This is a genomic window from Gammaproteobacteria bacterium (assembly GCA_022450155.1).
Lineage (GTDB): Bacteria > Pseudomonadota > Gammaproteobacteria > Arenicellales > UBA868 > REDSEA-S09-B13.
In genome coordinates this window covers 20,510-42,692 of record JAKUQR010000006.1, presented here as the reverse complement: position 1 = coordinate 42,692, position 22,183 = coordinate 20,510, and the positions used below count along the sequence as shown (strand labels likewise).

The 22,183-nt window shown below is 54.9% G+C and carries 24 protein-coding genes and 1 riboswitch; of the genes, 17 read left to right on the top strand and 7 right to left on the bottom strand.

Annotation, left to right across the window (positions count from 1 at the left end; translation table 11 throughout):
- Positions 1-18: 18 nt before the first annotated feature.
- Entirely contained in the window at positions 19-513 is a 495-nt protein-coding gene (locus MK323_04720; GenBank protein MCH2481461.1) for a hypothetical protein, read from the top strand.
- A 62-nt stretch (positions 514-575) separates the two neighbouring features.
- Here the strand turns inward: MK323_04720 and MK323_04715 are convergent, their stop codons facing one another.
- The 4 genes from MK323_04715 to MK323_04700 all read right to left on the bottom strand — a co-directional run bounded on the left by MK323_04715 (position 576) and on the right by MK323_04700 (position 4,297).
- Positions 576-1,736 (bottom strand): Rieske 2Fe-2S domain-containing protein, encoded by a 1,161-nt coding sequence (locus MK323_04715; protein ID MCH2481460.1) that lies wholly within the window; start codon positions 1,734-1,736, stop codon positions 576-578.
- Between the two features lie 117 nt (positions 1,737-1,853).
- Positions 1,854-2,600 (bottom strand): ABC transporter permease, encoded by a 747-nt coding sequence (locus MK323_04710; protein ID MCH2481459.1) that lies wholly within the window; start codon positions 2,598-2,600, stop codon positions 1,854-1,856.
- Complete coding sequence (locus MK323_04705) at positions 2,597-3,298, bottom strand: ABC transporter ATP-binding protein (protein MCH2481458.1); 702 nt, start codon at positions 3,296-3,298, stop codon at positions 2,597-2,599. Before MK323_04705 ends, MK323_04710 begins: the two co-directional genes overlap by 4 nt.
- 63 nt (positions 3,299-3,361) lie before the next feature.
- On the bottom strand, positions 3,362-4,297 hold the full coding sequence (locus MK323_04700) for an ABC transporter substrate-binding protein (GenBank protein ID MCH2481457.1): 936 nt from the start codon (positions 4,295-4,297) through the stop codon (positions 3,362-3,364).
- 217 nt (positions 4,298-4,514) lie between these two features.
- Positions 4,515-4,611: riboswitch (TPP riboswitch) on the bottom strand.
- Positions 4,612-4,761: 150 nt separating this feature from the next.
- On the opposite strand from MK323_04700, the gene MK323_04695 reads away from it, so the two are divergent.
- Positions 4,762-5,505, top strand: a complete 744-nt coding sequence (locus MK323_04695; GenBank protein MCH2481456.1) for an aspartate/glutamate racemase family protein — start codon at positions 4,762-4,764, stop codon at positions 5,503-5,505.
- Between the two features lie 139 nt (positions 5,506-5,644).
- Positions 5,645-6,034 (top strand): PPOX class F420-dependent oxidoreductase, encoded by a 390-nt coding sequence (locus tag MK323_04690; protein ID MCH2481455.1) that lies wholly within the window; start codon positions 5,645-5,647, stop codon positions 6,032-6,034.
- A gap of 55 nt (positions 6,035-6,089) precedes the next feature.
- Here the strand turns inward: MK323_04690 and MK323_04685 are convergent, their stop codons facing one another.
- A complete protein-coding gene (locus MK323_04685) occupies positions 6,090-7,217 on the bottom strand; it encodes an FIST C-terminal domain-containing protein (GenBank protein ID MCH2481454.1) in 1,128 nt (375 codons plus the stop codon).
- A 158-nt stretch (positions 7,218-7,375) separates the two neighbouring features.
- Between MK323_04685 and MK323_04680 the strand changes: the two genes are divergently transcribed.
- From MK323_04680 to MK323_04665, 4 genes are all read left to right on the top strand, one after another.
- Entirely contained in the window at positions 7,376-8,020 is a 645-nt protein-coding gene (locus MK323_04680; GenBank protein MCH2481453.1) for a carboxymuconolactone decarboxylase family protein, read from the top strand.
- A 73-nt stretch (positions 8,021-8,093) separates the two neighbouring features.
- Positions 8,094-8,633, top strand: coding sequence for an AhpC/TSA family protein (locus tag MK323_04675; protein ID MCH2481452.1), 540 nt, complete (start codon positions 8,094-8,096; stop codon positions 8,631-8,633).
- Between the two features lie 108 nt (positions 8,634-8,741).
- The gene (locus MK323_04670; GenBank protein MCH2481451.1) at positions 8,742-9,614 is read left to right on the top strand and encodes a phytanoyl-CoA dioxygenase family protein; all 873 of its coding nucleotides are present in this window, start codon (positions 8,742-8,744) and stop codon (positions 9,612-9,614) included.
- A complete protein-coding gene (locus MK323_04665; GenBank protein MCH2481450.1) occupies positions 9,547-10,713 on the top strand; it encodes a metallophosphoesterase in 1,167 nt (388 codons plus the stop codon). The genes MK323_04670 and MK323_04665 overlap by 68 nt, the downstream gene beginning before the upstream one ends.
- Before the next feature lie 41 nt (positions 10,714-10,754).
- Here MK323_04665 and MK323_04660 read toward each other — a convergent pair whose 3' ends face one another.
- Positions 10,755-11,195, bottom strand: coding sequence for a 2OG-Fe(II) oxygenase family protein (locus MK323_04660; protein MCH2481449.1), 441 nt, complete (start codon positions 11,193-11,195; stop codon positions 10,755-10,757).
- Between the two features lie 86 nt (positions 11,196-11,281).
- Between MK323_04660 and MK323_04655 the strand changes: the two genes are divergently transcribed.
- The 4 genes from MK323_04655 (at position 11,282) to MK323_04640 (ending at position 13,738) form a co-directional block, all read left to right on the top strand.
- Positions 11,282-12,226: an LLM class F420-dependent oxidoreductase gene (locus tag MK323_04655; protein ID MCH2481448.1), complete on the top strand. Its 945-nt coding sequence runs from the start codon at positions 11,282-11,284 to the stop codon at positions 12,224-12,226.
- Between the two features lie 230 nt (positions 12,227-12,456).
- Entirely contained in the window at positions 12,457-13,224 is a 768-nt protein-coding gene (locus MK323_04650) for a sterol desaturase family protein (protein MCH2481447.1), read from the top strand.
- 27 nt (positions 13,225-13,251) lie between these two features.
- On the top strand, positions 13,252-13,425 hold the full coding sequence (locus tag MK323_04645; protein ID MCH2481446.1) for a hypothetical protein: 174 nt from the start codon (positions 13,252-13,254) through the stop codon (positions 13,423-13,425).
- Positions 13,403-13,738, top strand: coding sequence for a DUF6166 domain-containing protein (locus MK323_04640; protein MCH2481445.1), 336 nt, complete (start codon positions 13,403-13,405; stop codon positions 13,736-13,738). The genes MK323_04645 and MK323_04640 overlap by 23 nt, the downstream gene beginning before the upstream one ends.
- Positions 13,739-13,759: 21 nt before the next feature.
- On the opposite strand, the gene MK323_04635 is transcribed toward MK323_04640, so the two are convergent.
- Complete coding sequence (locus tag MK323_04635) at positions 13,760-15,397, bottom strand: thiamine pyrophosphate-dependent enzyme (GenBank protein MCH2481444.1); 1,638 nt, start codon at positions 15,395-15,397, stop codon at positions 13,760-13,762.
- A gap of 149 nt (positions 15,398-15,546) precedes the next feature.
- Between MK323_04635 and MK323_04630 the strand changes: the two genes are divergently transcribed.
- The 6 genes from MK323_04630 to MK323_04605 all read left to right on the top strand — a co-directional run bounded on the left by MK323_04630 (position 15,547) and on the right by MK323_04605 (position 22,059).
- Positions 15,547-16,701 (top strand): hypothetical protein, encoded by a 1,155-nt coding sequence (locus MK323_04630; protein MCH2481443.1) that lies wholly within the window; start codon positions 15,547-15,549, stop codon positions 16,699-16,701.
- Positions 16,698-17,567: a succinate--CoA ligase subunit alpha gene (locus tag MK323_04625; protein MCH2481442.1), complete on the top strand. Its 870-nt coding sequence runs from the start codon at positions 16,698-16,700 to the stop codon at positions 17,565-17,567. The genes MK323_04630 and MK323_04625 overlap by 4 nt, the downstream gene beginning before the upstream one ends.
- A 37-nt stretch (positions 17,568-17,604) precedes the next feature.
- The gene (locus tag MK323_04620) at positions 17,605-18,786 is read left to right on the top strand and encodes an acyl-CoA/acyl-ACP dehydrogenase (GenBank protein MCH2481441.1); all 1,182 of its coding nucleotides are present in this window, start codon (positions 17,605-17,607) and stop codon (positions 18,784-18,786) included.
- A gap of 39 nt (positions 18,787-18,825) precedes the next feature.
- Positions 18,826-19,806: a glycosyltransferase gene (locus MK323_04615; GenBank protein MCH2481440.1), complete on the top strand. Its 981-nt coding sequence runs from the start codon at positions 18,826-18,828 to the stop codon at positions 19,804-19,806.
- A gap of 52 nt (positions 19,807-19,858) precedes the next feature.
- Positions 19,859-20,779, top strand: a complete 921-nt coding sequence (locus MK323_04610; protein ID MCH2481439.1) for an aminotransferase class IV — start codon at positions 19,859-19,861, stop codon at positions 20,777-20,779.
- A 65-nt stretch (positions 20,780-20,844) separates the two neighbouring features.
- Positions 20,845-22,059 carry a multidrug effflux MFS transporter gene (locus MK323_04605; GenBank protein ID MCH2481438.1) on the top strand — a complete coding sequence of 405 codons (1,215 nt, stop codon included), beginning with the start codon at positions 20,845-20,847 and terminating at the stop codon, positions 22,057-22,059.
- Positions 22,060-22,183: the final 124 nt, after the last annotated feature.

Sequence of the window (22,183 nt, the reverse complement as noted above, 5' to 3'; positions counted from 1 at the left end):
CGACGGCAGGCGAACGCAATGGCTAAACGATTTTGGTATCTCAGTCCCGACTGCGAAATGACCCTGGCAGAGGGTCTTGACGAATATACGTCAGCCTATTCTTTTCTTAACAATAATGACGGAAAAACCGAAGCGAGCGCCTGGTTCAGAAAACACGACCTGACGCATGTGGTTTTCGGTACGCTGCCATTCGAGATTCGGGGGGAAACCATCAATGACCTGTGGACGATCTTTGGGTCGGACGTCACGTTGAAAGGCTATATGCAGTTTTTCTCAGCGACCCAGATCAGCTATAACACGATCATCGAGAGTTATATTCCCCGCTATGGCAACAAGTTTAGTGTTTACTGGGAAATGGTCAGACAGATTCCCATATCCTGTGTCACAGTTGTACGCGCGTTCAAGATGACCAGGAAATGGCCCTGGCACCATCCCGAGGCTTACCTCACCCGATCACTGAAGGACATCAGGGTTGAATTCGGAATTCGACTGATCGATACCGCACAGTCTTAAGACAAAGCTTAAGTTACCAGGCAACATTTGCCTGATCTGGCGGTGAAAAACCTGGCACGAACTTATTGGACCATCTCGCTTACGGTCTGTTCAAAATAGGCCAGTGCCGGTTCATTACGGCCATAGGTCAGGTGTGATTGTGCGCCAGAGTCAAAGCCAAACTGTATGCCCTCACCGGTTGGAAAATCCTCATTCGATACGGTACCGATTACCAGTTCAAGATTACGCTCCCAGTGCGCTCCGGCACTCTCGCTGATAACGGGCTCTGGCACCAGAAAATCCAGAATAATCACAGACCGATCAACAGCATTGTCCAGCGGATAGATTCGCCAGATTTCCAGGTGGTCGGCCTGGACCACAAAGACAGTATTCGGGAAGAGCACGTAGACCAGTGCGGTATGGGTCACAAGATCCCATTCCTCCTCAGACAGGTCACGCAACGATTCGATGCTTCGACGCGGATAAGTGACCCGCAAATGAGGACCAAAGGGATGAAACAAGCACAGGTTACTGAAGAATATCGGGGAGATCGAATTCTTGTGCAGTACGCCAAAGTGATAAGGCTCGAGAAAAGTATCGATAGCGAGTTTCCAGTTCATCTTGAGATGAAGCGAGCGTGAGGCATAGTGATAATGGCTCGCTAAATTGTAACTGCCGAGTTCGGGCCCTAATCCTCCCAATTGACTTCGCATATCGATCTCGCTCGATACATCACCGGTTTGAGCAGGCGTCGCAGACGCCCAAATCATGCCATCTGATTCCGTCGCAGGCAGAGATATCAACCCGCAGTCGGATCTGTCTATGCCGGGAAAACTCTGCTTGTCCGGTATACCCACCAGATTGCCCCTGGTATCATAATTCCAACCGTGATATGGGCAGCGGAATCGTTTTCCAGTAGTGCCGTGCCCCTCCGCGACCCGGGCACCCCGATGCCTGCACACATTCATAAATGCTCTAACTGTTCCGTCCTCCCCACGGACAACCAACTGGGGAACACCAGTATGGTCACAGGTCAGAAAGTCTCCCGGTTTGGGCAACTGGCATGACAGCCCGACCAATAAGGGTCGCTGTCGAAAAAGTACTTTGCGTTCCTTCGATAACCGTTCCGGCGATGTGTAATGACTCACTGGATTACAGTAAGTTTCAGCAGCGAGCTGGGTCGTCCCAGCATCGATGTGCTGTAGCACATCATGTACCAGGGCTGTTTGGAGCTTTTGGTCCATCGCCAGTATGGACAAAACCACCTCAAGTTTGTTCGGTGAATCCCCACGGGGCCTCAGCAGGGAATACAGTGCCTTAGTTTAGCGGTGTTACGACAGGTTGTTTAGTGTCGATGATCCTCAGGTGCCAACGGACCATCGGGTCAGCCGCCGGCCGACCCGATTGACCAGGGTATGCAAAGCAATCGTCATTGCTACAAGGGCAAACAATGCTGCAAACATCAGATCGATCTTCACCCGGCCGTTGGCCAACAGCATCAGGTAGCCCAGTCCGCGGGAAGCACCAACCCATTCTCCAATCACAGCCCCGATCGGTGCATAGACGGCGGCCAGCGTAAGTCCCGAAGCCAACGATGGCAGTGCGGCCGGCACCCGAATTCTGAACAGAGTCCGGCTGCTGGACGCATTCATGGTTGTCGCAAGGTCAAGAAATCCGCGGGGCGTGTTTCTCAATCCATCGTAGAATGTCGAGGCGACTGGAAAGTAAATAATCAGCAACGTCATGACGATCTTTGAACCCACCCCATACCCCAGCCACAGGGTCAGCAACGGTGCCAATGCAAATATGGGCACGGTCTGACTGAAAAGCATTAACGGCAGTAACAGTCTGCGGGCAGATCCCGAAACCATCAGATAAAGCGAAGTGCTGATACCAAGAACGGTGCCCAGCAGCAACCCGGCAAGGACCTCTGACAATGTGACCAGTGCATGTTCGCCGATTAACTCTGCATGATCGACTGCGGCGCGGCCAACCCGCAATGGGCCAGGTAAGATGAATGATGGCACTCCCGTAACCCGCACAAGCAACTCCCAGACGGTCAGGGCAACCAATACCACGATCGCGATATCTCGAATTTTTTTAATCATGACCGCAATGCGTCGAACAAGCGCGACTGTATATCCACTGTGTCCGGAGCATTGAATCCGCGAATAGGTGGCTGGGCAGCGATCTGGGTTTTCTGCAGCCCGGATTCAGTCAGCAGAAACACTTGATGAGCAATGCGTGCAGCCTCGGCCGGATCATGCGTCACCAGCATGACCGTCCGACCCAAGAGCACTTCAAAGGCAAGCTCTTGCATCTCGCTGCGGGTCCGGGCATCCAGTGACGAAAACGGTTCGTCAAGTAGCAACAAGGGTTTATCTTCCATTAACGTTCGCGCCAGAGCAGCGCGTTGACGCATACCTCCCGAGAGTTCATGTGGTCGCTTATCCGCATGATTACTCAGACCCACTTGACTGATAAGCTGACCTGCCCGTTCAGACATCGGCTCTTCGCCGCGCAACGAGGCACCCAGCATGACGTTTGCACGAACATCAAGCCATGGCAGGAGAAGATCAGCCTGGGCCATGTAGGCAACCTGTTCTCGCAGGGGCCGACCATCAGTGCTCTCTATGGATCCATTAAATTCACCGCCGGTATGCAGTCCGGCTATCAGCCTGAGTATGGTTGACTTCCCGACCCCGGAAGGGCCAAGCAGGCAGGTCCACTGCCCACCTTCAAGCACAAGGTCAAGCTCGTCGAACAGAATTACATCCCCGTGACGGAATCGTCCCCGGATTTGCAATTCAGGTGCAGCATTGGGATGGTTTATCCCAAGTTAACCCCCGCGACGGCTGCGGTTCATGACCTACTCACCTGTGATGTCGATCGCCAACGCCTGAACCGGTTTGATATTGGCTATAAGGCCTGCCGATTTGAGAAAGACCTCCATATTCCGGTAGCGCCCAGCATCCAGAGCAGCAGGACGCAGCGCAAAGCGCGACAGTGTATCGGCCCAGGCCTTCCGATTCAGCTCGTCCTGGAGTTCCTTGGCTGTCGCCGAGAAGATTTCCCAGCTCTGTTGCGGATGATTGACGATGTACTGAGTGGCTTTCTCTGTTGCGGTGAGAAAGCGCCTGATTGCATCCTTATTATGTTCGGTCCGGTGGGCCACGTAGATCAGCTCGTCGTACGGTGGGAGCCCTTCCTCTTCAAGATAGAAACAACGCCCCTTGATGCCTTCGATCGCCATCTGGTTGAGTTCAAAATTTCGGTAGGCACCGATCACGGCATCCACTTGGCCAGACATCAACGACGGCGACAGTGACCAGTTAACGTTAACCAGTTCGACATCAGCCAACGATAGATCGTAGCGGCCGAGAATCGCCGTCAGCAGTGCCTCTTCAACCCCAGCAACTGAATAGCCGATTTTTCGACCTTTCAGATCGGCGATGCTTCTAATAGGCCCCTCATCCAGCACCAGCAGGCAGTTCAGTGGCGTCGCTATCAGCGTGCCGACCCGGACCAGAGGCAGCCCCGCATGCACCTGAAGATGCAGCTGCGGCTGGTAGGAGATCGCCAGATCGAACTTGCCAGCGGCCACCAGTTTCGGCGGGTCCGCAGCATCGGCCGGAGCAATGATCTCCACTTCCAGACCTTGCTCAGCGAAATAACCGTTCTCCTGGGCAATGATAATAGGCCCGTGATTAGGGTTCACAAACCAATCCAGTATCACGGAAAGCTTAGCGGCAGCCGCCAGCGACGGTATGATCAGAATCAGAACAAATAGTAGTGTTCTCTTCATCACGGTTTTCCAACCCCCTTGTGTATTACGTTAAATTAAAGATCAATCTGCTGGCCCATCTGAATCCGAATGGCCGCACCGTGTCAGGACACACAGAGGATGAACATCCAGACGCTGCAGGCAAGCAATCAATGCCATTAAGACTGTGAATCTGGAATGTGATGCGCAATTCAGATCTCTCCTTCCGGCTCTGGAAATCTGAAACCGCGCTCGAGACTGCAGGCGGGAGTCCGTTTCCTTCGCCGGCATTACCCGGTTCAGGTTCGATGGGTCAGCGTTCGCTTCTCAGCCTTTAGGCACCCCAACGGATAGCGGCTTCTAGAATAGCAGTCGTTAAGCACCAAGACAACACATCCCGACCCCTAAGACCGCTGAGCGTGCACCAGTGACCTCATACACTGATGTAGGCTATGCTTAAATAGGGAGCTTTCAGAATGCCTGATAACCACAACACCGAACATCCGATGGCTGGCGGCGGCAAGACTGTCTACGGTGCCAGTGTCGGAATTCTCATGCTGGATACCATTTTCCCGCGCATACCCGGGGATTTTGGCAATGCCGCTACCTGGCCGTTTCCCGTGATGTATCGTGTCATCCGCGGTGCATCACCTCACCGCGTGGTTCGAGAGCGTGCAGACGGGTTGCTCGATGCATTTATCGAATCAGGCAAACAATTGGTCGCCGACGGCGTCGATGGCTTGACCACAACCTGCGGTTTTCTATCGCTGTTTCAGGATGAGCTGGCACGTGCAGTAGACGTGCCCGTCGCCGCATCTTCATTGATGCAGGTACCCCTGGTTGAAAAACTCCTGCCTCCGGGCAAGCGGGTGGGGGTGATGGCGGTGTCCCGAGAAAATCTGACTCCCGATCATCTGGCCGCCGCAGGCGCGGCCCTTGATACTCCGATTGTGGGGACAGAAACTGGCCGGGAGTTTTTCCATTTTATTATGGAAAACCGGCCGACGATGAATGTGAGCGCCTGCAGACTCGATCTGCTTGATGCGGGTAGACAACTTGTCAGCGACCACCCGGATGTTGGTGCGGTTGTACTCGAATGCACCAACATGGGACCCTATGCCCCCGAACTGCGACGTGAGCTTGGCATTCCGATTTTCAGCGGCATCTCGTTTATCAGCTGGTTTCAGTCAGGACTGCTACCGCGCGAGTACAATGGCATCACTGCCGATCCACGGCATTTGGCCGGATAAGCCTGTGCACATACTTTGCGCACATAGGTCTGCAGCATGCCGGGCGTACTGAGATGACCCGACAGGCCCCATTACTATGTTCATTTTCACCGCCCGGATAAAGTGACCACCAACATTTATCGACAGGAGTACCCTTAAGATGATTCCAGAAAGTGCTGCCGACCTGATGTCCTGGGAGAAGAAAGCATTTGTCCACCTCGCGCTAACTTTGGCCGATGGAACACCCCAGTGCACACCACTGTGGTTCGACTACGATGGCACCCACGTCATCATCAACAGCGCCCTTGGCCGGGTCAAGGACCGGGCCATGCGGCGTGCCCCGCAGGTGGCCCTGGCGATATCTGATCCGGATAACCCCTACCGCTATATCCAGATCCGGGGCAAGGTCGTCGATATCACTGAAGAAGGTGCCTACGACATGATCGATCACCTCTCCGACAAATACCGGGGAGAACCCTTTGACCATACCGAGGGAGAGGTCCGGGTCACTTACCGGATTCTCCCTGAGTCGGTCCAGCCCAAAGGCTGAAAAATCTCTTATAAGGTGTAAGCGCTCCTTCCAGAACCCGGGTCGAACGCAGACGTTACAGGAACATCGTCAGGACGCCCGTGTATCCGTAGAGGCGCTGGTGTGAGATCTCGCCATTGGCGAAGAACCCAACCAGTGGCAGATCGCCGAATTCCTCCTGGATGAAGCCAAGTTCTTCCGAGTTCGTGCCGAAGGTGTGGCGGCCGCGCCCCAGGCAAGAGAAATAGAGCGCCCCCCTGGGCTTGGCCTTGGTTGTCCGGTCCTTAATCTGTTTGAGCATTCGGACCAGGTCATCCCGAGCGGTCGTACCGTCTCGCCGACAGAACATGATCTGCGTACCTTTCTGCGGCAAATCACCGATCGCGATGAGCCCGTTTTCTGCATCAATACCGACAATGTTGCGCACCAGGTAGTCGCCGGTATCAGAGCCTACGACGGGCAGCGCCGCAAATATGTACCCTGCCGTTCGAGCCAGGTCAGCTGCCAACGTCTCTCCAATATCCTCCTTGAAGATCTCCAGTGCGGGGCGTCCATCGATGCGCAGCACAATGTTGCGGCTGACTTCGGTAATCGTCCGCTTCGGCCCGATTGGAGAACAGCCCTGGGTCAGGCCGGTGCACACCGGCACCTTTTCCGAGAACAGCACCCCTGAGACACCCCCGGACGTAACGGTATCGGCAATCTGCAGGTTGCGGCTGCGTGAAGACGTCAGCCCACCGACCAGGTATCCACCGTTTAACATCTCGGAAAGATCGGGAATTAATTGCTGGAGATCGGGGCTCTCCGGTGCCGCGTGGACCACCGCAAAGTTCTGGATATTGTCGCCAAACCACCCTCGATGCTGATGATCAAAAGCATCCAGGTCGTCCTGCACGGCCGGAAACACCCGGAAAGAAGTTTCCGGGAAACCGCAGGCCATGACGGTCATCGCCGGCTGGTCGTAGTCCTCATGACCGGTGCGGAGTATGCCGATGCCGGTCGTTCCGACCCAGTGCGGTATGCCGGTCTTGTCCTTAAGACGTGGCACGATTTCCGCCAGTGCATCAACGTGGCTGTCGGTGGTATAGATAAACCCGAGGTTCCCGGACCATGGCTGACTGGCAATTTGCTCTGCACACTGGTCGACGGCATCCTGCCACCGTTCCAGCATGGAACTCCCAACCCGAAACTGCTCTGCACTCATGGCGATCCGTTGCCCTCCACTGGCAAATAAAACGACTTCAAGGCAGCCCACAGGTCTCAGCGCACCCGAGGACTAATCGTTGGCGTAGAATGATATCTAGAATATACAGCCAAGCCCAGTGTGAAATGATCAGGTGACCGCACAAAAAGGAGATTCTCATGGCACGCGTTCGCGATATTGATATCAGTGAAGTACCTGAAAACATTCGACCCATCTACGAACAGTTTTCGAATGAATACGGGCCTTTCCTAAACCAGGTTAAGGTATTTGCCCACCGCCCGCCTGCCCTGAAACACATCATGGGTCTGCTGTTGGACCTGGCCGACGAAAGCCTGCTGCCTAAACGCCACCTGGAGATCGCTCTGGTCGCAGTGTCCAAGCTCAATGAGTGCACCTACTGTGTTGCCCACCATGCCCCCCGACTGGTTGATCAGGGGTTGTCGGCGAAAACGGTTGCCAACATCCTGGACCCGGACTGTGAAGGGCTGGACGACATCGACCGACTGGTTCGCGACTTTGCTGTGGAGGTTACTCTCAGATCAAATATTCTGCGTGACGACATCTTCGATCGACTGAAACAACATTTCAGTGAAGAGCAGATCGTCGAACTGACCCTGCGCACCGCGCTGTGCGGTTTCTTTAACCGATTCAACGATACCCTGCAGATCGGTATGGAAGCCGGCGTAATTGAGGATATGCTTTCCCGGGGTTCAAGCATGGACGACCTACCGCACCCTGGATCGCTGAAGACACAACATAATGCGCCGATCGGGCAACCGATTCCCACTGACCAAGTCCAATGAGTTGGGCTATGCGATCAAACTCAGGAATGTTTTTTTGGACTATTTTTCTTCTAAGCACATAGGAGGCTTTTTGATGCAGACACCGCTCGTTCCCCGACAGCCTGTTCCTAACCTTACTGTTCCCATTGTCGACGGTAGCACCTGGACACTGGCTGACCAAACGCCCCAACAGTTCACCCTGATCGTGGTTTACCGTGGACTGCACTGCCCCATCTGCTCACACTACTTGGCTGATCTCAATCGACGAATTGAGGCCTTCAATGAACTTGGTGTCAGTGTGCTGGTACTATCGAGTGACGATGAAGCCCGAGCCAGTCAGGCTAAACATGACTGGCAGCTCGGCAGCCTGGACGTGGGTTATAACCTGTCGCTAGAAACTGCACGCAAATGGGGGCTTTATATTTCATCTTCTAATGGTAAAACGTCAGCCGGTGTGGTTGAACCCGACCGCTTTCCGGAACCTGGCCTGTTTCTCGTGCGACCCGATAACACTCTTTATTTCGCGTCCGTCCAAACAATGCCTTTTGCCCGCCCATCGTTTGCCGACATCCTCAAAGCTGTGTCTTTTGTGATTGAGAAAGACTATCCGGCTCGAGGCGAAATCAGCAACTAAGATGTTATCTGGCCTTGATGGACTTACCTGCAGTACGGTAAATTACTTCATCATCAATGTATTCCACAGACTGCCCGGTCATAGGCACAAGCGCTTTTCTTTTCTACCTTGAACAAACATCTGCCGATTCAGATCACTACGGATCAGAAACAACAGTTCGCTCGGGATGGTGTCGTGTGTCTGCGCGGACTGTTTGATGAGAACTGGATCACATTACTGACAGCTGGTATTGAACTCAACCTTTTAGAACCTGGTGAACACTCTCGAATCTGGGATCGTACTGACAACAATCGAACCGTTTTCTACGACTCTGATAACTGGCGGCGTATCTCCCAGTATCGGCAGTTTGTTTACGAGAGTCCGTGTGTATCTGTCGCAACCGCACTTCTGGATACCGACAGCGTCAACTTTTTCTTTGACGCGGTATTCGTCCGCTCTCCTGGAGTTACTTTTGCGACACCCTGGCACCAGGATGAGCCGTACTGGTCGGCCGAAGGTCTCGATACAGTCAGCATCTGGATGCCGCTGGTCCCGGTTTCTAGACAAAGTGCTCTGGCGTTTGTACCCGGCTCCCACCTATGGCCAAACCATTACCGTCAACAGGATTTTGGAGAACTGAATCCAGACAGGCAGCCGGATGTAGACACTGTTCATTTTGCTGACGACTGGGAACCATTCCCTGATATTGATGCCGACAGAGACGCATTCGATGTAATTAGCTGGGAGATGAACCCCGGCGACTGTATCGCATTCAACGGCCGCATCATACACGGCGGCTCCGGTGCACTACCACCCGAGCGGGATCTTAAAGTGTTCAACACCCAATGGCTGGGCGACGATGTCCGGGTCAGCTTCCGTTCCTACGGTATGGATCCCGACCACACACAGAAAATGCACGCCGCAGGTCTTCGTCATGGCGACCGTCTCGACGATACCGTCTACCCACGGCTGCCCGCACAACAACTCAACCCGATCAGCTGAAAGCGCTCGAGGCCAGGGCACAATTCGACTCATGACCCGAAGGACACTGCAGCGTGCGGCGTTTTTCTGGCTTTTCGTCACGCTGTCCGCATACCTTGTGTACATCTATCCCGTTCAACGGTTGACCGACTGGCTTGGCCGCCCGGATCTTCTCAAACTCCCCTCCACGGTAGGTCTGTGGATGCTGATGATTGCCATCCTCTGGCTGTCTTTCCGACGGAGAAGCCGTGTGCTTGAGTGGATACTTTTCAACTGGCTGGGGGTCGGGTTTGTATTTTGCGTACTCTGCCTGGTCTATGATCTTGTCCGACTGATCAATCCACTCAACGACCAAGCCGCTGCAGCCGTGATCCTGTTGATGGGGGCAGGTCTTGTGACCTTTTCATTTATTACCGCACAGACAACCACGCACAAGACATTACGTTTCCACAGTCACCGACTCCGCAAGGACTACCGGTTAGTCCAGATCAGCGATGTGCACATTGGCTCACGCAGCAGCAGGTTTCTGGACCGCATTGTGCAGAGCATCCAGACACTTCATCCCGACATGGTTCTAATCACCGGTGACTTTCTGGATTCAAGTCGCATCAGAGCGAAAGATATCAAAGCGCTTAAGACACTCGCCATGCCGGTGTATCTGTCGATCGGCAACCATGAGCGCTATATCGGCCTGGACAAGGTGGTGCCCCTGCTCGAAGATACTGGCGTCAGGGTGCTTCGAAACAACAGTGTGTATATCGACGGCCTGCAGCTGATCGGTATTGACGATGCCGATGATGTTCATCAGGTTGGTCGTGAGCTTGCCGACATCACACTCGATCCTCAGTGTTTCAAAGTACTTCTCTACCACCGACCACTGGGATGGGACTCAGCGGTAAAAGCGGGTATTGACCTGACACTTTCCGGGCATACCCACAATGGACAAATCTTTCCGTTTAACTACCTGGTCAGACAGCAATTCAAATTGATCACCGGCCTGCACCGAAGCGGTCACTGCCAGCTTTATGTTTCTCCCGGCACAGGGACCTGGGGACCTGTGATGCGCCTGGGATCACGCAATGAGATCACCTGTATTGACCTGATTGCATCGGGGCTCTAGCAACCGAGACCTGCACTGAGCTAGGGTCCCTTGCCCACGCCTCAGGCAGGGACCACGTCGAACGCTATGCTGATGCGCCGCTGATCAGCTTCATGGGCGATGGTCCGATGGTAAAAGTAGGAAGGGAACAACAGCAACAGGCCCTCTTCGGGCTGAATAAATTCCACCAATGGTTCCGAACGGGCATGAAAATGTGAAGGTCGACTGCCAAACTCGATCCAGCCGCCATTCGAGTCGCCGGCCAGCACGACTTCCGGTACCTCCACGTAATACACACCACTCAACCAGGCTGATGGATGTATATGTGGGACCTGATGACTCTGCGTGTGCATCACGACCGCCCAGAGCGTTAGCCAGTAGTCATCTGGTTTTCGTGCCGCAAAAGGATGCTCAGCCGAGACTGGCAGTTGTGAACAAAACTCATCAATTGCTGAACGGAGGAGCTGTTCCAGTTCAGCAACGGGTCCGGCCTCATCCAGCAACAGTTGCCCGATTACGGCAGTTGCGGTAATTTTAGACTACGCAATCTATCATTTGCCGATCGAAGGCGATAAACGGGGACAACACCATGCGCTACGGTTTTTACCTGCCCACTAGAGGCCCGACTTCAGATGCCGATTCTCTGGTTAAAATCGTTGAAGAAGCAGAACGGCTGGATTTCGACTCAACCGTGATTGCGGACCATGTGGTGTTTCCGGTACAAATCGAATCAAGCTACCCTTATACGGTAGGCGGAAACTTCCCCGGGGGCTGGGAGACGTTGGAGCAGTTGTCGTTGATAGCCTTTATTGCCGGCAAAACACGGGACCTCCGGCTGATTACCAGTGTCATGATACTGCCACACCGCAATCCCGTGGTCACCGCGAAAATGCTGGCGACTATCGATGTGCTGTCTAAAGGTCGGCTAACAGTCGGCGTGGGTGTCGGCTGGCTGCGCGAAGAATTTGAGACGCTGGGATGCTTTGAGTTTGACCGTCGCGGCGCACTGTCTGATGAATATCTTAAGATCTTTAAAATTCTCTGGTCGCAGGAACCCGCCAGTTTTGACGGTGAGTTCTACCGCTTTGATGCACTCCACTTTCTACCCAAGCCGGTACAAATCCCGTATCCACCGATCTGGATCGGCGGCCACAGCCGGCCAGCACTACGACGGGTAGCGCGATTCGCGGACGGCTGGCATCCCGTCGGTGCCAATCCAGCCGTACCGCTGCAACCGAACCAGTTCGCCCAGTCCTGCGACGAACTGCGTCGGCTGACCGAACTCGAAGGCCGCCGCTATGAAGATCTTACGATCTGCTTCAAGGCGCCTCTCTATGACAAGGAAACAACCACCGTATCAGGCATTGATCGGCGTCCGTTTTCGGGCAGTACATCACAGGTCGTCGATGACATCGGTACTTACGGAGATCTTGGTGTGCATGAGTTGATTTTCGACTTTCGCTCCGATGCACTGAATGAAACACTGGAGCGCATGGCACAATTCCGTGAGGAAATCTGTTCACAAGCACCTTAGCCGGTACTGTGAGATTTCAGCCTGTCTGCCGGTCGACTTTTTAGATCAGTCTGCACGGGACACACCGGAATTACGGCGCCCGATGCCAGCCGATCACCTGTCTATGAAGAAGCCCTGGCAGGCGTGTTTTCCTGGACCCCGCTAATTGATATATTTGATAGGTCACCACTAATCTTACGAGCCAGAGTACCGCCAAACCTGAACTGGTAACCCTACAGGAGAAGCCTCACATGCTAAGTGAACGGCAACGTAATTATCGGCAGGAATACCGGTCACGGATCGACAGCTGGTACAACGGTCCGGTCCACATACTCCTGATTTATGTGATCGGACTCACGGCGATGTGGCTGTTCGCCCAACATCTTGAGAGTGTACGCTGGTGGGAATGGCTGTCGGTGCCGATATTTCTGCTCGGCTGTAATATCTTCGAGTGGTACCTGCACCTCAAGATCATGCACCGGCCACAGAAATCAAAAGCCCTGCGTGCTATCTACAACCGACACACGCTTCAGCACCACCAGTTCTTCACCGACTCAGAGATGCGCTTTCGCGACCAGAAAGACTGGCGCGTGACTTTCTTTCCGCCTTATGCATTGGTCGTGTTTATCCTGATCTCAATTCCAGGCGCCGTGCTGTTCTACTACCTGCTAACCCCCAACATCGGCTGGCTTTATATTTCGACCACCACGAGTATCTACCTGATTTATGAGTTCATGCACTTTTGCTGCCATATTGATGAAAATCGTTTTGTTAGATACATGCCGCTGGTCAATACGCTTCGCCGTCATCATACGGCCCATCATCATTCACGACTGATGATGGAAAAAAACATGAACCTGACCTTTCCGGTCGCGGACTGGTTATTTGGCACCTCTGACCTGGATCGAGGACTGCTGGGTCATCTTTTCAACGGCTACAGTGAGCGGCACCTGAAAACCAACCTCCGAGGCCGACCCCAGCGGCCGGATATTGCCGCGGCTCATCCCATCACACACTGACAGACAGCAACCGTTCCAGCACGTACCATGCCGGTTCATATCAAAATCATTGTTTCCATCATCACATTGATCGTCGGCGCACTGTTCCTGTACTTCGAAAATCGTTACGGTCAAGTCTTTGTCGGGCTCGTTGGCGCCGGCCTGGCTGTGTTTATGGTTATTGCAATGTGGATGTTTCGTGAACCAGGGCGGCGCGCCTGACCTTTCACTCGGTATGAAGTACTACGAAGGCCGCCGGACTATTGATGGCATCATGGTCACCGTGGACGGCGAGCCGCTTGACACACGGTATGACCTTGGGCAGTTCACCGATCTTGGCTTCGAGTGGTCTTATGAGGGCGATTCGCCTCGACAACTGGCCCTGGCACTCATCGCAGACTGCATCGGAGATGACGACGCCCGTAACCTGTCGACCGTATTTATGACACGGGTGATAGCCGAACTCGACAATGACTGGCAACTGAGCGAGGAGGATATCCGCCGCGAGGTCCGATCGATCCGCGACGCGGCCTGATACCTGATCAGTGCCTGTTGTTCAGTGCGTAGCCACACCCTGAGAAGGCGGTCGCCTGACCAGATCCCAGATGCTCGGTACTGCCCCGATCGGTACCACGATTAGTCGAGGGCTGTTAGCTGCCAGCGCCTGTGTCAGTTCGACTTCGAAAACCTCCGCTGATTCAACAGAGCATGAGCGAATCCCAAAGGACTCGCCCAACGCCACGAAATCTGGGTTGGTCAGGTCGACAGCAATGTGCCGACCGCCATAACTCGCTGCTTGTATGGTCTTCACGTTGCCGTAACTGGCATTGTCAAGAATAACAATCACTATTGAAATGTTATGGTGCACTGCGGTGGCAAGTTCCTGCAACGTGAACATAAATCCCCCATCACCACACACTGCAACTACCTGGCGGGCAGGATCGGCTACTTTCACTCCCAGTGCAGCCGGCAGAGCGTAGCCCAGGGTTGCCTGGAATCCGGGACCCATGATAGTGCGTGGCTGATAAGCCGGCAGTGCATAACGAACATACGAACCCAACTGAGTTACATCCGCGACAACGATGCCATCTTCGGGCAATGCCGCTCGCAGTGCACCGGCAAGTGCTGGTAACGGCTCCAGGGTCGACAGCTTGCCAGCGACTGCTTGTGCGGCCTGATTGCAAAAATCGAGATATGAGGCTCGATCGACATCTGTGGCTGGTACCGTATCGACAATCGCCTGTAGCCCTTTATCCGCTGAAGTCATCAGTTCGATATCAGCCGGCAACGGACGCCTGATCGCGGCTTCCTCGATATCGATCCGTATTACCTCGACATCTTGCTGCCGCCCCCAGGCAAGCGCCGGTGCGGTAAACCGTGTCCCGACCACCAGCGCAACATCTACGCGTTCCCAGATATACTGCCCGGTGAGGAAGGTAAAAGACAACGGGTGGTCGTCGGGCAACACACCCCGGGCGCTGATAGTAGAAATCACCGGGATACGGAGTTTTTCTGCCAACTGTTTAAGCGGCCCGCCGGCCGTCAGTGCACCACCGCCTACCACAATGACAGGGTGCTGCGCTGCACACAGACTTTTCACCGCCCGCTCGATCAGCACGGGATCCGGTTCGGCGGTACTTTCACCTGACGGTGCTTCCCGTAGGGTTACTTCTTCTGCAAGCGCCAGTCGATCTGGCGCCATCTCGAGGACCGCGGGGCCGGGTCTGCCTTGGGTCATTGCCCGGAACGCCTCCTCCAGCAGCTCGGGCACCTGGTGCGGATGGTCGGCCCGCTCGGACCAGCTCACCACGCCACGCGACACAGCCAGCTGGTCGCGTAGTTCGTGGGCAATACCCAGTCCTTCACCGATCTGGTAGGACGGGATCTGACCGGTAATACACAGCACCGGTTGTCCGGCAGCAACCGCAGTCGACACAGCCGCCATCGCATTAAGCATACCCGGGCCCGGAACGGCCATGAACACGCCAGGTCGCCCCGTCGCCTGGGCATAACCCATGGCCATAAAAGCGGCCCCCTGCTCATGGCGAGTGTGGACCGTACGGATCCTGTCCCGGCACCCGTGAAGTGCGTCAAACAATGGGTCGAGTTGGATACCTGGAATACCGAACACCGTATCGACACCGTGCGCGAGCAGTCCTTCAACTATCGCTTGAGCACCATTTAGCTTTGGCATCACCTTACTCCTTTTCAACCCCGTATCATGTTGACAGAACGCCTGGGTGTGCATTATCCAGCACACCGGCCAGATTCGAGTCTCTGCGGCAGATTCTGGCCGGCTCACCCATAATACTGAATTTCACCGCTGATCATACGCACCACTGTATGTTACTGCTTGAACACGACGCCAAGACACTGCTAGGTCGGTATGGACTGGCGATTCCTCCAGGCATTTTGGTCAAAGCAGGGGATCGGGTTACCGACAACAGGCTGCCGGACGGCCCCTGGATCGTCAAGGCGCAAGCTGCGACCGGCGGACGTGGAAAAGCGGGCGGCATCCGCACCTGTGAAGATCGAGCACAACTCGAAAGTACCGTTCAAGAACTCTGTTCACGGCTTATCAATGGCGTACCAGTCCAGGGCTGCCGGATCGAATCGAAAATTTGCACCACTCGTGAGTGTTACCTCAGCCTGTCACTCAATCCAATTACAGGTCTGGTAGATATTCTGGTCTCGCCAGCCGGAGGAGTTGAGATCGAATCCTCAGTGTCTAAAGGGGGAGCATTGCGCCGAGCCTCTGCACTGCCCGACTCGACAGCTATCGTCACAGCGGGCACACCACTCCTCAACGCGCTTGAGGCTGATAAGCAGACACTGGCTACAGTCCTTGAACGTCTGGCTGACGCGTTCCTCGAACTTGAAGCACTGCTGGTTGAGATTAATCCTTTATTCATATTGCCCGATCAAAGTTGTCTGCTGGGTGATGCCAAGGTCATACTCGACGCCAATGCGTTCACTCGACAACCGCACCTTGAGCGATTTCTTGTAGATCGTGTAATCGATTATCCTGAGGCTGTCCTCAAACTCCATCATGGGTTTGATTTCATTGTGACCAACCCCCAGGGCACGGTCGGCCTGCTGACAACCGGTGCCGGGCTCAGCATGATGCTGTGTGACGAATTACGCGCGCGTGGCCTGGCACCGTACAACTTTTGCGATGTTCGTACCGGCGGCTTGCGCGATGACCCGCAGCGCCTGGTCGACGTACTCAGTTGGCTTTGCCAGGGACCGTGTACCAAGGTCATTCTGATCAACATTTTCGGCGGAATTACTGACCTGGGTGTGTTCGCTCGCCTGCTGGTGCAAGCCATGGATCAGGTGACGGAGCAGAATTTGCCGATGATTGCCCGGCTGATCGGACCGAACCAAGCGATGGCAACTGACATACTGACAGCCTCATCACTCGAGATTTCGGTACACCAGAACCTGTCCCCGGCCCTCGACGAGGTCGGCGCACTGGTCAGTAGGGAGGTATCGTGATCCTGAACGATCTGCTTTGTGCTGACACACCGGTGATCGTTCAGGGCGCGACCGGCCGCACGGCAAGACGTCAAATCGCAGTGATGAAGGAGTATGGTACCTGTATTGTGGCTGGGGTATCACCAGGCCGGAGGTCCGGGCCGGATGACGAAGTCGAGATCTATCCCACCTGTGGGGGTGCTGTTGATGCCACTGGAGCCGTGACTGCGATTCAGTTTGTACCGGCAAGCACGGTTGCTGACGCGGCGTGCGACGCACTGGAATCCGGCATTAAGCTGCTGGTTACTGTAACCGAGGGTGTGCCGGTACATGATTGCGCCCGCATTCGCCGAAAGGCCATCGACTCAGGGGCCGTCTGGATTGGCCCTTCGACGCCTGGCATCGCGGTGCCTGGGGTTATTAAACTGGGGTTCATGCCGGACATTGCTTTAGCCCGCGGATCGGTGGGCGTAATGTCCAAAAGCGGCACCTTGGCCTATGAGGTCTGCTACCGCCTGGTGTGCGAGGGCCTCGGCCAAAGCAGTTGGATCGGCGTCGGCGGAGATCCGGTCAAGGGGACACGGTTTGCAGAACTGCTAGACTACTTTACAACTGACCCCAATACTGAATCGGTCGTTGTGGTCGGCGAAATCGGTGGTGCTGAAGAGGAAGAACTGGCTGCGGCGCTGAGCGACAGTGCCTTTGATAAACCTTGCCATTGCCTGATCGCCGGTGCCAGTGCCCCTGCTGGCAAAACACTGGGTCATGCCGGTGCCCTGGTTCATGGTCATCATGGCAGCTTTGCTGCGAAGGTCACCGCGCTGGAGGGGGCCGGCGCAGTGGTGCATCGGAATATCGACAGCATGGTCAGCGTAATAACTACCTGAGGTTTATATACTTACGCTTGTCAACTGGAACGATATGATGGATGAAGACACCCTCACATTCGGGTTGACTGAGACCCAACGCGAGATGGTGATGTCCGTGCGACGACTGGCGCAGCAACGGTTCAAGGATCGATGGCGGCAATGGCAGGACGGTACCTTTCCCTGGGAAAACATGCGCGATCTAGCCGAGATCGGCGTGCTCAGTATGTCTGTACCAAAAGCCTACGGTGGTCTCTCGATGTCGGTGCTGGACGCCGCTCTGATCCTGGAAGAGATCGCGAAGGTCTGCTATGTGACCGCCATGGCGGTACTGGGTGAAGTGGGGACACAAACCTGGATGATCGCCCACTTTGCACCAGAGAATATCAAGCGCGACATACTCCCCCGGGTCGCTGCAGGGTCGGCCGTACTGTCGATCTGTATGACCGAACCCGACGCAGGTACCGATCTGGGCCGGATACGCACCAAGGTCACGCGCGACGACAACGAACTGATACTTTCGGGCACTAAAACACTGATCAGCCGGGCCGATGTTGCCGAAGGATTCGTCGTATTTGCCCGGATCGGTGATACACCGGGTGTCGGAGGCATAGGCGGTGTCTACGTTGAACGGGATACTCCCGGCATGACCGTCAACACCGCCTACCACACAATCGGTGGCGAGTACCTCTCGGAGGTGGTTTTTGATCAGTGCCGTATCCCATCGACTCACCTGCTGGTCGACAGCGGCGGTTTTAAAGACCTGATTTCGGCGTTTAACATTCAACGCTGCTTGAATGCCAGTATTTCACTGGGCCTGGGTGAAGGCGCCCTGGAAGAGTCAATACGCTATATGCGAGAGCGTAAAGCCTACGATCAGCGCATTGGGGATTTTCAGGGCATGCGCTGGAAAGTCGCGGAAATGTATCGCGACATTGAAGCGTCGCGGAGTCTGCTTTATCGTGCCTGTGTCAGTGCCAATCCGTTTCCAGACCCCATACTTGCGGCGTTGGCCAAGATGACGTGCAACCAAATGTCCCTGCGAGTGACCAGCGAGGCCGTACAGATCCATGGCGGCTATGGATTTGTCGAGGAGTTCTTGGTAGCCCGCCAGTACTGCTGCGCACGTTATGGTTCACTCGGTGGAGGGACCACTGAAACGCTTTCAAACCTGGTCGGGCGTACATTAGTCGACGGGCTTGATGATGCCGACGGGTTATTGGGATATCATAACTATTGAGATCGGTTTAAGCCGTATCCAGATGGAGAAGGCTGCTCGATGCGCTGTTCATGGCTGATCCCTGTACGTGACGGCGGCACCTGGCTTGCTGAGGCCGTGAGGTCCGCGCTAGCCGGGTGCAGTGACGAGGATGAAGTCGTACTCGTCGACGACGGCAGCGTTGACGGTGCAGTTGAGGCCCTCACACCTCATCCGAAACTGAGGACACTACACCAACCGAAACGCGGTCTGGTTGCCGCGCTTGAACACGGGCGGGGACAGTGCCGCGGCCAATATATCGCTCGACTGGATGCCGACGACATCGCGCTACCCGGTCGACTGGACCATCAGATTGCGGCGCTCGATACTGACCCAAACCTCGCTGCGGTCGGCGGTCGCGCCAGACTTTTTACAGACAGTGGGCCGGTAGCCAAAGGCATGCAATGCTATGTTGACTGGATCAATAATCTCGATGACCCACACCGTGAACTTCTGGTCGAAAGTCCGTTACTTCATCCTGCAGTCACATTCAGAACTGCCCACGTGGAACACGCCGGTGGTTATCGCAGCGGCGAAATACCTGAAGACTATGACTTATGGCTTAGGCTGGTGGTAAATGGCCACCGCATTGCTAATGTGCCGTATGAGGTCGTATCGATTCGGGATCATGCCGGTCGCCTGACGCGTACCGATCCACGGTACAGTCGAACCGCATTCGACAGCTGTCGGCGCAAATTTCTTCAGGCAACAGCTCTGGCCGGACCGTGTAGGGTTGTTCTGTGGGCAGGTGTACGGGGTGGGCGGCCGTGGCTACGCTGGTTGAAAACCGGTGGCCATCAGATCGTTGCAGTAATCGATATTACAAAGTCGACCGTTCGTTCTGGCGTTCCTGTTTTACCCCCCGCCGCGCTCCTGGACCTCGAACTCGACGTATTGCTGGTGGCTGTTGGCACCCGCGGTGCGCGGGACCGTATCCGCAATGAACTGGCAGTGCGGCGGCCGGACTTGGTGGAGGGGCATAATTGGTGGGCTCTGTTATGATGCCGAATAGAGACTGCAGATCAACAGCGTATTTCAAACTTGAGGGGGCGCAATGTCTGAGGGAACCGTTTTTATCGACAATGACTTTGTTTCACCGGCCGATGCAAAAATGTCGATCTTTGATGTGGGATTTATCTGGGGTGACACTGCCTATGACGTGACCTCCACCTGGAACAACTGGTTCTTCATGCTCGAGGAACACCTCGACCGGTTTCAAAAGTCGGTCGACCGATTTCAGCTGAAAAGCCCGTACAGCCGCGACGAGATCCGTACGATTTGTGCCGAGTGTGTCCAGCGTTCCGGTCACTCAAACGCCTACGTAAAACTGCAGATGTCCCGCGGTGTACTTTCAAGCCGGACCGTAGATCCCAGATTAACTGACAGTAAATTTGTTGCGTATGCAATCCCTTATGTCTGGATATGGGGCGAAGAGAAATGCCGTGACGGTGCAAACCTGTATCTCAGCACCTTCGAGCGAGTATCGTCAAAAGCCGTGGACCAGCGGATCAAGAACTACAACCGCGCGGACCTTGTTCAGGCCCGCTTCCAGGCACTCGATGAAGGCTGTGATGATTCCATTCTGTGCGGACCTGACGGCTACCTGACCGAGGGCTCTGGCTACAACATTCTACTGGTAAAGGACGGCAAAGTGGCCAGTCCTGATCACAACGTTCTGGAAGGTGTGACACGCAGTGTCGTCTCGGAACTGTGTGCACTCGAAGGTATTGCATTTGAACTGCGCAAGATCCATCCCGACGAACTCAGCGACGCGGACGAGGTGTTTGCCAGCACGACTGCAGGCGGTATCATGCCGGTGATCCGTATCAGTAACAAACCCGTAGCCAATGGCGAAGCAGGCACTCTAACCCGTCAATTACAAACGCGATACTGGGAAAAACGCGAGCAAGGCTGGCACGGTACCCGGATAGACGAGATTCTGGAATCGCCTGTGCGTAAAGCCAGCACCGCTTAACATACCCCGTACTTCATCATCGTATTTGCGACCGGTCGCTGACCGATCGCAGTGCCTGGAACACAATGAGTCCTTCTCGTGAACCCATGAGGGTCGCGGAGTTTGCATCGCTCGTCGCGCTGCTGACCAGTCTGGTAGCGCTTTCCATTGACGCGATGCTCCCAGCCCTGCCGCAGATCGCGGCCGACTTGGCCGTCAACGATCCGAACGATGCCCAACTCGTGATCGGCCTCTTTCTGCTCGGCAATGCTTTTGGCCAGCTGTTGTTCGGACCCCTGTCAGATGCCTTTGGCCGTAAACGTGTCATCGTTGCAGGGCTCTTGCTGTTTCTGATTGGCTGCTTCGTGTCGGTGATCGCTGAGAGCTTCTCTGCATTGCTGGTAGGACGTGTGCTGCAGGGTGTCGGTGCATCTGGACCACGAACTGTGAGCATGTCCATGGTGCGTGATCTTTACTCCGGCCGGTCAATGGCACGGATCATGTCGATCTCGATGAGTATTTTTATTCTGGTGCCCACCCTCGCGCCGGCACTGGGTCAGGCCATCATGCTGCTTGTGGGCTGGCGCTACATTTTTGGCACCTTCATTGTATTTGGTGTGCTGGGTCTGTTCTGGTTACTGTTACGCCAGCCCGAAACACTGGCGAGCGAACATCGCCGCCCGATGCGGCCCGCAACGCTAGTTAGCGGCTTTGTCACCGTCTACCGCAGTCGCGCCGCATTGGGATACAGCCTGGCGATCGGGACCATGTTCGGCGCGTTTATCGGATTTTTGAGTTCAGTCCAGCAGATCTTTCAGGATGCTTTCGGCGTTGGGACATGGTTTCCCTACCTGTTTGCCGTACTGGCCATTTTCCTAGGCATCGCGTCACTTCTTAATTCGAGAATCGTGATGCGCTTTGGTATGCGAAAAATCGTCACACTGGCTATGACCTGCAGTCCCGTAGTGTCGCTGGCGTACCTTGTTATTTGTCTTTCAGTCGATGATCCGGGCTTGATCGGGTTCATGGTCTGGGGTGCGCTGTGCTTTTTTGGCATAGGTCTTTGTATCGGCAATATCAACGCACTCGCCATGGAACCGCTTGGCCAGATTGCGGGCCTGGGCGCTGCTGTTGTGGGTTTCTTTTCCTCGTTCGTCGCGATTCTGGTCGGTATTCCGCTCGGCCGTGCCTATGACGGCACCCAACTTCCTCTCATCGCAGGTTTCGCCGTACTGGGTGCAATAGGCCTGCTTCTCGTGCTCTGGGCAGGACGTGATGTTACTCAGACATCACAAAACTAGAAGAAATTCTGTGGCGTAATTGGTCAGATGTTTCAATGTCTCACCCACCGACAAACTCGCCCTGACACTGATGCTTTCTACTGGCAGGTTGACTGGGTGTGCAAACTGTGCGACAAAAAACACT